This is a genomic window from Labrys sp. ALF-8, assembly GCF_059699065.1.
In genome coordinates, this window is record NZ_AP048537.1 from 3,502,661 (window position 1) to 3,518,903 (window position 16,243).

At 58.1% G+C, this 16,243-nt stretch carries 8 protein-coding genes and 1 pseudogene; 6 read left to right on the forward strand and 3 right to left on the reverse strand.

Going from position 1 to position 16,243, the window contains the following annotated elements:
- Together AC6H34_RS16130 and AC6H34_RS16135 are read right to left on the reverse strand one after the other, a co-directional pair.
- On the reverse strand, nt 1-1,416 hold the full coding sequence (locus AC6H34_RS16130) for a cytochrome ubiquinol oxidase subunit I (RefSeq protein WP_497539408.1): 1,416 nt from the start codon (nt 1,414-1,416) through the stop codon (nt 1-3).
- A 383-nt stretch (nt 1,417-1,799) separates the two neighbouring features.
- Nucleotides 1,800-2,957: a helix-turn-helix domain-containing protein gene (locus AC6H34_RS16135; protein ID WP_497539409.1), complete on the reverse strand. Its 1,158-nt coding sequence runs from the start codon at nt 2,955-2,957 to the stop codon at nt 1,800-1,802.
- Between the two features lie 636 nt (nt 2,958-3,593).
- Between AC6H34_RS16135 and AC6H34_RS16140 the strand changes: the two genes are divergently transcribed.
- The 6 genes and pseudogenes from AC6H34_RS16140 to AC6H34_RS16165 all read left to right on the forward strand — a co-directional run bounded on the left by AC6H34_RS16140 (nt 3,594) and on the right by AC6H34_RS16165 (nt 15,091).
- Nucleotides 3,594-4,358 carry a response regulator transcription factor gene (locus AC6H34_RS16140; RefSeq protein ID WP_497539410.1) on the forward strand — a complete coding sequence of 255 codons (765 nt, stop codon included), beginning with the start codon at nt 3,594-3,596 and terminating at the stop codon, nt 4,356-4,358.
- Between the two features lie 195 nt (nt 4,359-4,553).
- Entirely contained in the window at nt 4,554-5,339 is a 786-nt protein-coding gene (locus AC6H34_RS16145) for a putative bifunctional diguanylate cyclase/phosphodiesterase (protein WP_448148889.1), read from the forward strand.
- Nucleotides 5,340-7,495: 2,156 nt separating this feature from the next.
- Nucleotides 7,496-7,765 carry a hypothetical protein gene (locus tag AC6H34_RS16150; protein ID WP_448148888.1) on the forward strand — a complete coding sequence of 90 codons (270 nt, stop codon included), beginning with the start codon at nt 7,496-7,498 and terminating at the stop codon, nt 7,763-7,765.
- A 1,031-nt stretch (nt 7,766-8,796) separates the two neighbouring features.
- A pseudogene (locus AC6H34_RS16155) lies at nt 8,797-12,036 on the forward strand (adenosylcobalamin-dependent ribonucleoside-diphosphate reductase); the annotation flags it as partial.
- Nucleotides 12,037-12,348: 312 nt separating this feature from the next.
- Nucleotides 12,349-13,011, forward strand: a complete 663-nt coding sequence (locus tag AC6H34_RS16160) for a glutathione S-transferase family protein (protein ID WP_497539411.1) — start codon at nt 12,349-12,351, stop codon at nt 13,009-13,011.
- A gap of 82 nt (nt 13,012-13,093) precedes the next feature.
- The gene (locus tag AC6H34_RS16165) at nt 13,094-15,091 is read left to right on the forward strand and encodes a putative bifunctional diguanylate cyclase/phosphodiesterase (RefSeq protein WP_448148885.1); all 1,998 of its coding nucleotides are present in this window, start codon (nt 13,094-13,096) and stop codon (nt 15,089-15,091) included.
- A 141-nt stretch (nt 15,092-15,232) separates the two neighbouring features.
- Here AC6H34_RS16165 and AC6H34_RS16170 read toward each other — a convergent pair whose 3' ends face one another.
- Nucleotides 15,233-15,982 (reverse strand): LuxR C-terminal-related transcriptional regulator, encoded by a 750-nt coding sequence (locus AC6H34_RS16170; RefSeq protein WP_448148884.1) that lies wholly within the window; start codon nt 15,980-15,982, stop codon nt 15,233-15,235.
- Between the last annotated feature and the right edge of the window lie 261 nt (nt 15,983-16,243).

A 16,243-nucleotide genomic window follows, 5' to 3' on the forward strand; every position in this document is an offset into this window, starting at 1 on the left:
TCAGCCGATCGCGGGGTCGATGTCGTCGGGCGCGGCAGACAGGGGGCGCGCCGGGCGGGCAGCCTGTCCGTGCCCGTCGGCGGTTCCGGACGCCGATCCTCCCTGCGGCCCCTTGGCGATGAGTTTCAGCATGTAGCTGATCCCCGTCCCGAAGACGGCGCAATACATCACGATGAACAGGATCAGCGTTGCAGAGAGGGCGAGGGCCGAATGATTGGAGACGGCATGATCGGTCCGCATCAGGCCGTAGACCACCCAGGGCTGGCGTCCGATTTCCGTCGTGAACCAGCCGGCCAGGATCGCGATCAGGCCGGTCGGTCCCATCAGCGTGGCAAATCCAAGGAACGGGGCTGAGCCGTAAAGGCGTCCGCGCCAGCGTAGCCAGGCACCCCACAGGCCGAGAGCCAGCATCAGGAAACCGAGGCCGACCATCACCCGGAAGGACCAGAACACCACTGTCGAGTTGGGGCGATCCTCCGGCCTGAACTCCGAAAGGCCGGGAAACTGGCCGTCGAGGCTATGTGTGAGGATGAGGCTGCCGAGCCGCGGGATTTCGATCGCGTAGCGGGTGGTCTGTGCCGCCATGTCGGGCCAGCCGAACAGGATCAGGGGCACGCTTACCCCCGGCTCGTTGTGCCAATGCCCCTCCATAGCCGCGATCTTGGCCGGCTGGTGCTCGAGTGTGTTCAGGCCGTGGGCATCGCCGACCGCGATCTGGATCGGCGCCACGATCAGCACCATCCACAGCGCCATGGAGAACATGGTCCGTATGGCCGGCGTCGCACGCCCCCGCAACAGATGCCAAGCGGCCGAGGCTCCGACAAACAGGGCCGTGGCGAGATAGGCCGCGATGGTCATGTGCGCAAGCCGGTAGGGGAAGGAAGGGTTGAAGATGACCTTGAGCCAGTCGACGGGTACGACGCGGCCGCCGACGATCTCGAAACCCTGCGGTGTCTGCATCCAGCTGTTCGAGGCGAGGATCCACGTGGCGGAGATGAGAGTTCCGATCGCCACCATCACGGTTGCGAAGAAATGAAGTCCTGGCCCGACCTTGTTCCAGCCGAACAGCATCACGCCGAGAAAGCCGGCTTCGAGGAAGAACGCAGTCAGCACTTCATAGGCGAGCAGGGGGCCGGTGATGCTGCCTGCGAACGCGGAGAAATAGCTCCAGTTCGTGCCGAACTGATAGGCCATGACCAGGCCGGAAACCACGCCCATGGCGAAGTTCACGGCGAAGATCTTCGACCAGAAATGATAGAGATCGCGGTAGACTGCGTCCCCCCTCCAGAGCCAGAGAGCCTCGAGCACGGCGAGGTAGCTGGCGAGACCGATCGTAATCGCCGGGAAGATGATGTGAAACGAGACCGTGAAGCCGAACTGGATGCGAGCCAACTCGAGTGCCGTCAGGCCGACCATGATGCCTCCTCCTGCAGGCCTCCTCGAAACATCTGGTTGCGGGGTGCTGCGGAAAGTGTGCCGCCGAACCCTGAATGGTTCGGTGGCGATTTGTCATAATGTATGGTTTGTATGCATACATTATGAATAGCACGTCATCTTCGTCGAGGGAAGCGTATTTGGCGATTGTTGGAAAAGGCCGCTTGTTGCAGGCGCTGCTAGCGCGAGTGTGTTCTGCAGCAAAGAAAGCGGGCCGCACGCGCGCAGTCGTTTGTCCGGCTCGTGTGGACGCCCGGATTCAACTAAATGTATGGATTTATATCCATACAAAATTCAAGGAAATGGGAGAAGGAGTCTTCGGGCGAGTCGGGGCGTTTGCCTTGCCGGGCGAAAGCTTTCGGTTCTCAGCTTCCCAATGCCCGCAGCCAGCTTTCGAACGAGGAGGTCTCGACGATCTTGGCCTTGTCGTGATGAAGGGCCCCATGCGTCGGCGCTATGAGATTGCGGGCTTCCGTCGGGCTGTAACCGAATTCCCGGCTGAACGCGCGGCTGAAGTCGGCCGAGGAATTGAATCCGAAGGTATGGGCGATGGTGGAGACCTGCCGCCGGTCCTGAGGATCGCTCAGGGCGGCGTGCGCCGCCAACAGGCGCTGTCTTTGAATGTAGCGGACAACCCCGCCGCTTGGCTCGAACAATTGATAGAGATGGGTCCGGGAGAGCCCCAGTTCCCGGCACAGGACGTCCGGCGTGATCTGCGTCGAGCTCAGATTTTCTCGAATATATTTCCGTGCGCGTTCGATGAGGGAGACTGCGCCGATGCGGTTTTCTCCCTTCGGGCTGGTCTCGGATGCCGACAGGCACGCAATGATCATGTCACGCGTGGCGCTGATCACGCCCGGCAGTTCTTCCTCGGTGAACTCGGCAAGCCTCGCCTCGATCGCATTGATATACTTTGCCAGCACATCCGCCAGGTTGCTTGACAGTACGGCATTGTTGTTGGCGTCGAGAAGCCAGACGCTGTCCCCGAAGAGGGTGCGGGGCATGTAGATGGTCAGGAATTCGGATTCCAGCAAGCGGCCGCGGAAAGGCCTCCCCAGAGACCGGATCTCGATGGTCCCGGGCAGGCTTTCCGCTACGCGTCCGCCGACTTCCGTCCATGAGCGTCCGGTGCGGCGCAGCGTGATGGACCAGTGATCGAGCAGGCTCGAGCGCAGCTTCGCCTCGGAGCGCTGATAGCGATAGGCGTCTCCGCGCTGCTGAACGAGCAGCATGTTGCGGAAATTCCACGCGACATGGCTGATGGCAAATCCCTGCTCCTCCGCTACGCCGTCGGGCAGTTGCACATCCATCAAGGGTGCGACATAGCTTCTCCAGGCATCGAATTGTTCGCCCGGAGTCAGGTCGAGTGTCGAAAAAGCCAGAGGCTTCAGAGCGGAGGGAGAGCGCGGCTTGGAATCGTCATTGGATTTCTGCTGCCTGGGCCAGCGACGGCGCTCCTGCGTCGGGGTATTCGCTCTCTTCCCTGCACTGCCCTCGCCGTCGCGAGGGGTATCGTCACTCATAAGGACCTCCAAATCCCCTGCCCGGTGTCAACGTGGCTCCAAAGGCCGGAGAGCTACTAATCATTATACTGAATATAATCGTAAATCGTAGGGGCGCGGCTATGTTCTGGAAACCTGCGAACCTGCAATAAGTTACTTCGGTACATCTAAAATTTCATTCCCATTCTCAGTCCAATTCGAAGGTATCCCTCGCCTCGACTCATGGAGTTCCTCACTCCGATGCGCATTGCAGGGTTCGGATACAAAATCCAATTCAAGGCCCATCTGCGGCAGGGAAGCGGCAATTCAAAGTGTCGCACTTCTGTTAAACTCGACGATGGATCTCGGGTGGAACTAAACTACCGAATCTAATGCTTAATAGGTAGGTCGTGGATTGCAACAGAATGGTTGTGAATCGCGTTGGAAGCAAGACGATGCCGAAGGTAAACTTCTCTATGGTATTTTCGTACCATTATTGCCGATAAACTGGCGCCTTGCGGCCGTCTCGACGGTGGGCGCAGTCCCACGGATAGCCGAGCCGTTCTCTTCCTGTCCAATTATGGACTCTGCGTCAGAACTCCGGACGTGGCGCTAACGACGAAGCAGACCGGCATTTGTAGGCTCGATACCAGTACGAGGCATTTGCCGGTAGAGATCATGCACCCTGTTCTGACCGCGCCGTTTCACGCGGACACATCCCACGTCTCACACGAGTCCGATCAGTACGCCAAGGAGGATGTGCTGTTGCCGACCGAGACGCAGGCTGCTGCGCCGGCGAAAGGCGTCCTCAGTGTCATTACACGGAATGTTCTGTTTCTGACGGCTCTCAGTCGATGCCTGGGTTCACTGTTCGAGGAGTTCTCGATCGAGGCCTTCGACAGTGTGGAGGATTGGAGCCAGGCTCAGGATCGCGGTTCCACCGTTATCGTCCTTCTCTGCGCCACCGGGGCCGATGCCGCCGATTCGACGGTCTCGCAGAATCTCGATTTGGTGGCCGAGGTCGCGCCCCAGGCGCGTACCATCGTGATCTCGGACGTCGAGAGCCCGTCTGCCATGATTGCCGCCTTGAAACATGGTGCAAAGGGCTATGTTCCAATGAGTCTCGACCTGGAGGTTGCGATCGGGGCCATAAAGCTCGTGAATGTGGGCGGCACTTTCGTACCGGCAAGCGGTTTGCTGTCGTTTCGGTCAACCGCGATCTCCTCGCCGGAAGTCGGGGAGCCGGAGAGTGGCAGGGAAGTTCTTACGCGGCGCCAGATCACGGTGCTCGAATATCTGCGGCAGGGTGATCCCAACAAACTCATTGCCCACAAGCTCAATATGAGCGAAGCGACGGTCAAGATTCATGTTCGCAACATGATGAAGAAAATCCAAGCTCGGAATCGTACCGAACTGGTCAATCTCACCAAACATCTTTTCTGAATGTGGTCGCCGGGTCGGCCGGCCGCCGCAGGGCTTTGAGTTGATGAAAAACATAAGAGCTTGACTCACCTGCGGGTGAGCCGCCTTGGTGGTATTTTAGAATACGTCTTTATACTCCTGTCGCTAAAAAACCAGGCACATGAAGGCAGTCTGATACCTTCGCATAGGTATGAGTATCGGGACAGGAATTCACAGTTGCTCAACAGCGATCTCAAGACACTCGGCATCGGCCTGCGTGAAGCGATGGCAGGAGGCCAGTTGCAGTTGGGGTATCAGCCTCAGGTCAACCTCGCTGATAGATCCCTCCATGCGCTGGAGGCGCTGACGCGATGGGCGCACCCCACCGTCGGCGACGTTCCGGCCGATCGCTTCATCGCTGCGGCGGAGCAGGAAGGCCTTATCGAGGAAATCGGATTGTGGGCCCTGGGCGAGGCCTGCCGTCAATGGAGCGAATGGCGCAGCAGCGGATGGCTTGTACCCGCCATCGCCGTGAACGTATCCCCGCTCCAATTCCGTGACCCGGATCTGCTCGATCGCATCCTCGGCCTGCTGCGCAGGTTCGGCGTGCCGAACCAGAGCCTCGTCCTGGAAGTGACGGAAGGGGCGGCGCTGGATGATGACCCGGCGATCCTCACGACCATGACGGCGATCCGCGCCAAGGGCGTCGGTCTGTCGATGGATGATTTCGGCATCGGCTACTCCAGCTTGCGCCGTCTCCTGAACTTGCCGGTGTCGGAATTGAAGATCGACCAGTGCTTCACCAGTCGTATAGAGACGGACGAGCGCGCTCGCGCGATCATAGCGGCGACCACGCAGATGGGGCGCCGGCTCGGCATCACCGTCATCGCGGAAGGGGTTGAGACCGTGCGACAGAGCGAGTTGTTGCTGGAACTGGATTGCCATGTCGGGCAGGGCTATCTGTTCAGTCGGTCGCTTGCCCCTCAGGGGATCGAGCGTTGGCTCACCGGTGCCGATGCCTAGAGCAAAGCGCGTTTAGGTAGAAACGCCGCTTTTCCTAACTCTCTGTTTCTCGACGCGTCTTTGCGATTTGCCGATTCCGTCAAATACAAAACGCTCTAGCATCACCGTACGAAGGCTGTTTTCCAATGCGAATCCAGTCGAGAAAAGGATTCGCCGCAGCTTGTCAAAGTGTCGTACGAAGGCCGTGCAATGAAATCGCTCGCTGGCCAGGAATTTGTGAGTGCCTGCAGGCTCCATGCCGTTTCCCTCCGTTCGTTTGCCAGATTGAATTTATTGTTTTCTAGATGTTTCGACATACAATACGGATTAACTTATTTAATTCGGTATTTTTTAAGAATAAAATCCGCATGATATCTAATTTGTTTCATATGTGCAAATATGAAGTCTGAGGTAATTCTGTCTGTATGATCTTAGGTACGACTAAATGATCTGAATTACTATCATTACCAATAAAATACGGGAGGGAGTAGGGTGAGGGTGCGGAAGAGTGCTGAAATTACATCGGGGCAAAACGAAGAATAGCACTAAAGGATAACATATATGGAGGGGGTTAGGGCATTGCTGGGCTTACGCAGCGAAATGCCCTCATATTGGATGGCATGTCACGTCGGTGTCACGGCTCGGGTTGAAGTGATCTTCACCCAGAGGCATGCTATCGTGAATAGAATTCAGTCGACAATGGTCTCCATAGGAGGCGATATCCATAGGATCGACACCATTATGTTGGATGACTGCCTATGGTTGGTGCCGAACTGGATAGACAACTTCGAAGAGAAGTATTCTGTCCCCGAGAGAATTATTCGCCTGTCACCATTTGAATTGGAGGCTACGGCAGAGCGTGCAGCCGATTTCATTCTGCATCGTCCACTGCCTGTTTCGTTATTGTTTGGGCAGCCCACGAAGGCACAGCTGGAAGAGTATGAGATTCGCTTTAGGCCCGATATAAAGTTTATTATACCTTTGGATGAGCGCCATGGTGGCATTTAAACGTTCATTATTTTTAGACAATATTTGTTTTGTCAAAAATATTAGCTGTTACACAATATTTATGCTGGCAGGCGGCTCTGAGCGGTGTTTCGAAGGGAGCGTATGACGACTCTTCTGTGCTGTTGGCTCGATATGCCTTGTAGATCGATCAAGGGTTTGGTTTCGACATTAAGCGCTTTAAACATAATTTGAGCGCCGCACATTCATTATACGCGCGATATATGAGTTTCGATTCTCTCCACGTAAGAATATATGATAAAATAATATTCGTATTATATTTGGTAAAAGTGAATAATTATACCAAATGTGAGGTATTTATTCTAATTATATCGGTATAATTTATGCAATTGGGAATTTATGTCAGGTATATGCTGGTTCGGGGCGGTCTTGGGGCAGTATCGAAGCTAGGTATGCCGTGCGCAGAATATCGATGCGGGTCTGGAGTGCTATACTTTATATCGAGATGCCGAGGGCAATATCTGAAAGTTGAACAGGAAGAAATTGTCGGCTGGGGAAGTCGGTGAGACATCGTGGCCGGTGGAAGGAGGGGGGTGGTGCGATTGTGAGCGGCTGTGGCGGGCCCCATTGATGTGTAATATTTAACTTTCAAATTTTTCGTTTTATAGAATGCTCACAGGAAAGCATGCCGTCCACCGAGGCGGGGTGCGACTGTGGTTTGGGGTGTTCGATCGTACCGGCGGCCTCCACCAGCCATGACGGGGTTATGCGTAGCGGTCCGACCGAACGACAAGCTTAATCTTTTGCAGTGGCCGTAGTCTATCTGGAGTTGTCTTGCGTAGTTCTGGCTTGCGCGACGAGTTTTTATTGTCGCTGGCGCTTTGAGCGGGCGGGTAATTGGTCGTAGCCTAGAAGGGTTTTGAAGGAAGTGCGCGAGCTATTGTTCATTTCGAGCGTGGAGTGAGAGCTCTCAAGATCGTGCAGTGGAAGTTATGAATTTGCTCTGTTAGAGAGGCTAACTTTGGATTATATTGGAAAAGTATATATTCCGGGGCTCTCCGGCCTGGCAGTCAATACGCAAGCCATTCGAGTCTCGTCCAGGGGGGATAGTGATGAGTTGCACGTCGTGGAACGCACGAGGGCTTGGCGTGTCAGCGTAAGTTGCTGAGACAAAATGACAGTATACCGATATCAGTTAGTGGAACAACGCCATGGCCGATTACTACGTCAGTGGTCCCGAATTGGGACACGATACCCTGGATCGAGCGCGCGACTGCGAGAGCCAGCTTGAGCCTCTCTTCAAGATAATGATGGAGCTCGCGCAGTCCGCTGGTTGGGGCACGCAAGAGGTTTGCCACGCCTTCATCAATCTGGCCGATAACGAACTTCTTTTGAGTGCCGGTAGCACCGATGTCGCCGCACAGATCGCGGCCGCAATCAAACGTGTCAGCAAATCCCGCCCGAATGGCGATCGGGAATAGGGCAGGCCGACTGCGGATTGTTGCAAAGTCTCAAGGTGCGCGCAGTGGTGCGCTGACGTTTGCCAATAAATCCTGATTCCCAATGGCGCTTCCCCGGAGCTCTGGCCGCCCGGGTTCGCGGCTTTGGCGTGACTCGTTGCCGCACGGCCGAGGCACGGTACGCATTCTTGCCGACTGTCGATCCATGGCGCCAGGGGGCGCTATCGAAGCCGGACCATAATGGCAGTGTCCAGCGCGCGCCGTCGTCGCGAAGTCTACCGCTTCCCAGAATTTCTCCTGTTGCGACCCATTGAGGTAGCGGTTTCGCGTGGCCGAGGGTGCTGCCGCGGCAATGATTTGCCATTCCGAGATAGTGGGGAATGTGCCATTCTGGGTAGCGGATCGCTCGCCGCTTCCTGCAATCCCGCAAAGTTCTCTGGCGCCTTTGTGCTTCGAGTTGGCTGTCTAGCCTGAGATTTGCTGGAATCTCCTGATTTCGGTCATTTAAGTGTACATCTTTTGGCTAGGCTACTGGACAAAACAGCCTTATTATGTAGGATATTACGGCTAGCAAAGACGCTCGCAAGGTGGGTGCTAAACTATTGGGCGGAGCTTAACCTAGCTCCCAGATGTAGATTTCATTCGCTGAAATGGGCGTCATAGTTCTTCGGAATAGGGGAAAGGGGTATACTCTTTCCCCTTATTCTCCAGTAGACGATCTGTCGGTGATTGCGGATAGGCTCCATCCGTTTCGGCCAGCGAGTAGCTTTTTAGGCTGCCTGAAACAGCTGGCGTCTTCGTTCAAGCCAATAGTATCTCTGGAAATATGAGACAGGATTTTCCTTACCCGTCGGAAAGGTGAAGTCCGAACGTTAAGTTGTGGCAAGCGCTCCTTGGTCATATACGAGGCAGCGACGGCTTAAAAAAGGGCAATTGCATTGTTCGGCATTGGGCCGCCGCAATTTAATGTTACAGTGGTTCAAGGCGGCAATCTTCACAAGAGAATACAGTGATAAGATCGCCTGCAGCATGCTTATTTGGGCGAGGTAGCTATGAAGATTCCTGCGTTGTATACTTGCGGTGTTGAAGATCCCTATTCGCTTCTGACTTTCAAAGAAACGGCGAGTGAAATCCGGAATTCAGACGGATCGTTGGCATTCGACCTTGCCAGAGTTATAGCTCCGGAAGAGTGGAGCGAAATAGCTATTGATATTGCTGCCAAGAAGTACTTTCGGAAGGCAGGTGTTGCAGCTCGCCTGCGCCGTGTTCCCGAAAGTGACGTGCCCTTTTGGCTCTGGCGCTCGGTCCCTGATCTTGACGCGCTCGCGGAGCTGCCGAATGAGCAGCGCTATGGCGGAGAGTACGACCTGCGGCAGGTTTTCGACCGGATCGCGGGTGCGACGACCTACTGGGGCTGGAAGAATCGGTATTTCTCTACCGAATCCGACGCAGCGGCGTTCTTCAATGAATTGCGGTTCATGCTGGCTACTCAGAAAGTGGCGCCGAACTCTCCGCAATGGTTCAATACGGGCCTCCACTGGGCCTACGGTATCGAGGGGCCGAGCCAGGGACACTATTATTTCGATCCTCAGGCCAATGAGGTTCGCCGCTCGGCCAATGCCTATGAGCGCCCTCAGACGCATTCCTGCTTCATCCAGTCGGTCGGCGACGATCTGGTGAATGACGGCGGCGTGCTCCCGCATATCGTGGACGAGACGCGTATCGCCAAGTACGGATCCGGCACCGGCGCGAATTTCTCGAACATCCGTGGGGCAAGCGAACCTCTGTCGGGCGGCGGCAAGGCTTCCGGCCTGATTGCGGTTCTGCGCGCCAGCGACAGGGCTGCCGGCCTCGTCACGGCGGGCGGGTCGACCCGCAAGGCCTCGAAGATGGTGGTGGTCGATGTCGATCATCCCGATATCGAGGACTTCATCGACTGGAAGGTGAAGGAGGAGCAGAAGGTGGCCGCGCTGGTCACGGGCTCCAGGCTCTGCGCTTCGCACCTCAATGCGATCATGAAGGCGTGCACCGATTTCGAGGGGGAGAGCGCCTTCGATCCGCGTTCCAACACAGCCTTGCGCGCTGAGATGCGGGCGGCCCGGAAGGCCCAGATCCCGGAGAACTACATTCTCCGCGCCATCGAGTTCGCTCGCCAGGGCTATCTCTCGATGGAATTCCCCGTCTACAACACGGACTGGGACTCCGCCGCCTACGATACCGTCGCCGGGCAGAATTCGAACAACACCGTTTGCGTTCCGGACGCCTTCCTGAAGGCCGTCGAGGACGACGCCGCTTGGGATCTCACCGCGCGCCGGGATGGCCGTACGGTCAAGTCAGTCAGGGCCCGGGATCTCTGGGAGCAGATCGGATATGCGGCATGGGCTTCGGCCGATCCAGGCATTCACTATTCGACCGCGATCAACGAGTGGCACACCAGCCCGGCGGGCGGTCCCATTCGCGCGTCCAATTCGTGCTCCGAGTTCCTCTTCCTCGACAACACGGGTGCCACGCTCGCTTCGCTGAACCTGCTGCAGTTCCGTTCCGCCAATGGCCAGTTCGACGTGAACGCCTATGAGCATGTCTGCCGTGTCGCCACGCTCGTGCTCGAGATCTCCGTGGCCATGGCGCAGTATCCCTCGCGCGAGATCGCCATCCAGACCTACCGCTATCGTCCGCTCGGGTTGGGCTTTGCCAATATCGGCGGCCTGCTGATGACCTCCGGCATTCCCTATGATTCAGAGGAAGGCCGGGCGATCTGCGGTGCCCTGACGGCGATCATGACGGGCGTGTCCTACGCGACCTCGGCGGAGATCGCCAAGCAGATGGGGCCGTTCGAAGACTTCGCTGCCAATCGCGACAACATGCTGCGCGTCATTCGCAACCATCGCCGTGCGGCGCATGGCGAAATGGAGGGCTACGAGAGCTTGTCGACCAATCCCGTGCCGCTTGACCACCAGACGCTGCGGGCTCTGGGTGCCAACGGCCAGCGCCTTTCGGCGCGTGCGCGCCACGCCTGGGATCAGGCCCTGCAACTGGGCGAAATCCACGGCTACCGCAACGCGCAGGCGAGCTGCATCGCACCCACCGGCACCATCGGCCTGGTGATGGATTGCGATACCACCGGCATCGAGCCCGATTTCGCGCTCGTGAAGTACAAGAAGCTTGCCGGCGGCGGCTATCTGAAGATCATCAACCGGGCCGTTCCCGAGGCTCTTCGGACGCTGGGATACAGCCACGCCGAGATTTCGGAGGTCGAAGCCTATGCCCTCGGGCGCGGTTCGCTGGAAGGTGCTCCCGGCATCAACCCGGCCTCGCTCAAGGCGAAGGGCTTCACGGACGAGACGGTCGCGGCGATCGACAGGGCGCTGAAGACGGCCTTCGACATCAGGTTCGCCTTCAACAAGTGGACGATCGGCGAGGAGTTCCTCACCGGCACCATGAACATCCCGGCGAGCAATCTCGATGACCCGACCTTCAATCTCCTGAGGTTCCTCGGGTTCAGCGAAGACGTGATCGAGCAGGCCAACAACTATGTCTGCGGTACGATGACGCTTGAGGGTGCGCCCTACGTGAAGGAGGAGCACCTGTCGGTATTCGACTGCGCCAATGTGTGCGGCCGACTCGGCACGCGCTACCTGTCGGTGGAGAGCCATATCCGCATGATGGCCGCCGCGCAGCCCTTCCTCTCGGGAGCGATCTCCAAGACCATCAACATGCCGAACGAAGCGACGGTCGACGACTGCAAGCAGTCCTATCTGCTGTCCTGGCGCCTCGCGCTGAAGGCGAATGCACTGTACCGTGACGGTTCCAAGCTCTCGCAGCCTCTGAATGCCCAGATTCTGGAAGACGAGGTCGAGGAGGAGGATGCGGTCGAGGCCTTTGCCGTTCAGGCTCCCGCCGAACAGATCCGCGTCGTCGCGGAGACGGTGGCCAACCGGGTGGTCAAGGAAGCCAATGCCGCTCACGAAATCGAGGCGGGTGTGAAGCATACCGTGACGATCGGCGGCCATCGTGTTTCCCTGCGCACACGCGGCGACGACGAGCGGGCTGCCTTCATCTCGGTCGATACCGTCAAGGCGGAGGGCAATTCGCATCGGCTTGCCAATGAAGTGGCGGTGGCTGTTGCCGTGGGTTTGCAGCATGGGGTGCCGATCGAGGCTTTCATCTCGGCGTTTGCGTCGCGCTGGGGGCAGCAGTCGTCTCTCGACAGCCTTCAGAACAAGGCCGAGTTTGGTCCGGTCATCGAGGAGGCCCTCAGGGAAGTCTCCGTCGACTATCTGGGCCGGCACGAGTTCCAGCAGGATGCCACCACGTCCGCGTGAGGGTATCCTTCGGCGAAAGGGCATGTCGCGGGATGCGCCGGTCCGGTCCCTGCGGTATTTGCGGTCGACCGTCAGGCGACCCGCCGCGCCAGGACGTCATGAGCCGAATGCGGCGCTGCAAGTGCTCCGCGTTTGCGATAATCAGAGCCGCGGGGTGCCATCGGGCGCCCGGTGGTTCTTTTTTCGTTTCGCGACCGCTGTTCCCGAGGTTCGGCTCGGCGAGCATGGCACGAGGCGACAGGCAGACTTGTGACCTCTCAAGTATCGTGAGTGTGAATTGAGATGAATACGCTCTACGCCGCACACCAGTCAGGCAATAGCTTCAAGCCTTTCCTGGCCATGAAGCAGCTTGGTATTCCATTTCGTCTCGTTTTCGTCGATGTTCTTTCAGGAGAGACCAAGTCTTCGAAGTATCTGGACATAAACCCGGTCGGCACGGTTCCCTACATGGCGATTTCGGACGGCAGGCGTTTGGGCGAATCCAACGCGCTCGTCTGGTATCTCACGGAAGGCACGCACCTCGAACCAGCGTCGCATTATGATCGCGCCCAAGCGCTGCAGTGGATGTTCTTCGAGCAGACCCACCTCGAACCTTTTATATCCCCAGCGCGTTTCTTTATTTCGATCATCCCGGAAAAGAGGGAGGAGAAGGCCAAGGAGATCGCCGCCTGGCAGGCGCGTGCGCGGGCGGGACTTGCATTGTTCAACCGCCATCTGACGGGACGCGATTTTGTTACCGACTGCGGCTATTGCGCCGCTGACATTGCGGCCTTCGGATACATACATGTAGCGGCAGGGGCAGAAATTGACCTGGGAGACTTTCCAGCCGTGGAGCAATGGATAAAGCGGGTTAAGGAGACTCCCGCATACGCATCGCTGGCAGAGATGGATGAATACCCCTCGGTAAACCTGGCGGACGATGAAGGTCGTCATAATGCGGAGTAAGGCGATTTCAGACCCGACTATGACGGCCAGCGAGGCGGAAACGACACAGCTTACCATCGGCTTCGCCAATGAGCTGCCTTTGATGGATCGGCTCAGAACGCCCGCGTGGATCTTCGACATCGATCAGAGCCGCATCTTCTGGGCCAACAAGGCTGCTCTCAGCGTGTGGAGGGCGGATAGTCTTGCCGAATTGACCGCGCGCGACATGAAGGCCGACATGTCGGCCTCGGTTTCCCGGCGCCTGCGGCAGTATCAGGAAGATTTCGTTCGCAGCAACGCGTCGTTTTCCGAGCTTTGGACCATTTATCCAGCCGGCGAGCCGACCACGCTTCGGGTGAAATATACGGGCATCCGTCTGCCTGACGGGCGCATGGCGATGTTCTGCGAGGGACTTGCCAACGTTACGGAGACGCCCGAGGCCCTGCGAAGCGCGGAAGCGCTCCTGCACACGCAGATGATGATCTCGCTCTACAGCGAGGAAGGCGCCCTCCTCTATCAGAATCCGGCGGCCCGCAGCACTTGGGCCGTATCCGACAAGTCTCTTGAGACCCGCTTCGTGGATGCGAGCGACTACCGGATGCTGCGCAAGACCCTTGTGCAGAGAGGCGAGGCGCGCATCGTCATCCGAGCACGTACCTCACGCGGCATTCGCTGGCACGAAGTCACGGCGCGTGAATGCCGTGACGCGGTCACGGGTTCCCCCGCGATGCTGATGAGCGAAGTGGACATCACAGATCTCAAGGATACGGAAGAGAAGGCGAAGTTCCTCGCCTATCACGACGTGCTGACGGGACTTCCCAACCGCACCTCCGTTTTGAAGGACTACTCGGCCCGCCTTGAACTGGCGCGTGCCGAGAACAAGCGTCTTGCCGTCTTCTTCGTCGACCTTGATCGCTTCAAGACGATCAATGACTCCCTCGGTCATTCCGTCGGCGACGAGGTGCTCATCGAGGTCGCCCAGAGGTTGCGGTCCGTTGTCGGCAGGGATGGGCTGGTCGCCCGCCTCGGCGGTGACGAATTCCTCATCCTGATGCAGCAGGAGGATGATGGCGATCAGTTCAAGACGGTCGCGGCCACCATACTGACGGCGCTGTCGATCCCCCTGCGTATCGCGGGGCGGTCCCTGCTCGTCACGCCCAGTGTCGGCATCAGCATCTTCCCTGAGAGCGGCAACGACATCGACACCCTCATGAAGAGTGCCGACCTTGCCATGTACAAGGCGAAGGAAGACGGCAGGAACTGTTTCCGTTACTTCTCGCTGGGCATGCAGGAGCAGGTCCAGGACAGAATGGAACTGGAATCGGACATCCAGCGTGCCATCCGGGAAGGCGAGTTCCAGCTGTTCTTCCAGCCGCGCGTCTCCGACGACTTCCGCATCGTGGGCGCGGAAGCGCTCATCCGATGGAGGCATCCGCTGAGGGGGCTGATAGAGCCTTTGGATTTCATCCCGTTGTGCGAGGAAACCGGGCTGATCGAGCAGATCGGCGACTGGGTGCTGGCGGTAGCCCTCGAGGAGCAACTCCGCTGGCGCGAGAACGGTTTTCCCATCGTGGTCTCGGTGAACCTGTCTCCCCGGCAGTTCAAGAACGAGGATATCGTTGCGCGAATTGCCCGGGCGATCGAGCGCGCAGGCTGCCGTCCCGGCGACCTCGAACTCGAGATCACGGAATCCATGATCATGGAGAAGGATCGCACGGTCACTCAGGTCATCTCTGAATTGACGAAGCTCGGCGTTCGCCTGTCGATCGACGATTTCGGCACCGGCTATTCCAACCTGGCCTCCCTCCAGAATTTTCCGGTCGATTGCGTGAAGATCGACCGATCCTTCATCGCCAACATGAAGGACAAGCAGGCCATCACCGAAATGGTCATCTCGATGTGCAAGCTGCTCGGCATGAATATCGTCGTAGAGGGCGTCGAGACGCTCGAGCAGCTGGAGTGGCTTTGCAAGAAAGGGTGCAGGGAATTCCAGGGCTTCTACTTCAGCCAGCCTGTTCCCGCGTCGGAGTTCCGGGATCTGCTGCGGCGCCAGTCGAGCCTTCGCGCGCAGTGGGAGGGGCCACTGTCCTTGGTGAGGTGAGGGGGCATCCCGGCGCTGGCACGTCGGGCGCGGCAGGCCCCAGAATCGAAAGCCGGCCCAGATGGCCGGCTTTTTGTTGTCGCATTGGCAAGATGGGCAAGGGCGGAGTGGCGCTCTTGGGAGCGCCGTGCCGTTGCCGTCTCAGCTGAGGCCGAGCAACTCGTTGCTCTTGAAGATCAGTTCGGTGCGGTTCCTCGCATTGAGCTTGCGCATCATGTTGCGGATATGAACCTTCACCGTCGCTTCGCTCATCGTGAGCTTGTAGGCGATGATCTTGTTGGGATCACCCTGGCGTGCAAGTTCGAGGACTTCGAGCTGACGCTCGGAGAAGCCCGCCGTCTTCGGTCCGGCAGCTGGTGCGGTCGCCTGGGCAGCGCGGGCGGAGATGAGGCCACTTGCGGGAATGAACGTGCCTCCGACGTCGACCAGACGGATGGCGCCCAAGGCGACGTCGAGATCGGTATTCATGGTCACGAAACCCTTGGCGCCTGCCGTCAGGGCTTCCATCATGTGGCTCGGCTGCTCCACATCCGAAACGATGATGATGCGGGCGTCGGCTGCATTCTGCTGGACCTCGTTGAGACCCTGCCGAATGGCTGCCTCGGTCGCTTTCTGGCCGGTCGCGCACAGCAGCACGATGCCGGTCGCATGCTCCTCGCCGCCGTCCAGCCACTCCTGCAGGGTGTCGTAGGACGAGACTTCGAAGTCCTTCGTCATCGTCTGCAGGCACCGGGCGAGACAGGTACGGAAGATCCTGTTCTCTGAAATGACGGCGATCGACGTCCTCTCGGTTTCCGTGCGCGGCGCCGGAACGGGCGGGATTGCGTCGGTTGCGGGAAGAGGGAAGCCTCCCATAAAGGTCGGCGAGGGGGTGTAAGCTTGGACGGACATATTCATAATCGACCTTGGCTTGGGATGCTTCTCGTAGGTCAATTGGTACATGAGGAGCGTGAGACGGTCGTTAGCTGTAATTCCTAAGATGTAACAATGCGTACAAAAATACGGCTGGAGCGCCTACCCGCGCCGGTTTGGCGCCCATGGCTGCGAGAAAGGTGCAGGAGGGCCCGGCTGCCTCCATAAGAGGAGGGCGCCGGCATGATTCTGCGCCGAAAGGAGTATCCTCCGTCGCTAGACAAAAGACTGCCGGGAGGT

Excerpts from the sequence above, each read along its gene's own strand:
- AC6H34_RS16150 (WP_448148888.1), top strand. The coding sequence starts at position 7,496 with ATGGCCGATTACTACGTCAGTGGTCCCGAATTGGGACACGATACCCTG.
- AC6H34_RS16135 (WP_497539409.1), bottom strand. The coding sequence starts at position 2,957 with ATGAGTGACGATACCCCTCGCGACGGCGAGGGCAGTGCAGGGAAGAGA.
- AC6H34_RS16130 (WP_497539408.1), bottom strand. The coding sequence starts at position 1,416 with ATGGTCGGCCTGACGGCACTCGAGTTGGCTCGCATCCAGTTCGGCTTC.
- AC6H34_RS16140 (WP_497539410.1), top strand. The coding sequence starts at position 3,594 with ATGCACCCTGTTCTGACCGCGCCGTTTCACGCGGACACATCCCACGTC.
- AC6H34_RS16165 (WP_448148885.1), top strand. The coding sequence starts at position 13,094 with ATGGATCGGCTCAGAACGCCCGCGTGGATCTTCGACATCGATCAGAGC.
- AC6H34_RS16160 (WP_497539411.1), top strand. The coding sequence starts at position 12,349 with ATGAATACGCTCTACGCCGCACACCAGTCAGGCAATAGCTTCAAGCCT.
- AC6H34_RS16170 (WP_448148884.1), bottom strand. The coding sequence starts at position 15,982 with ATGTCCGTCCAAGCTTACACCCCCTCGCCGACCTTTATGGGAGGCTTC.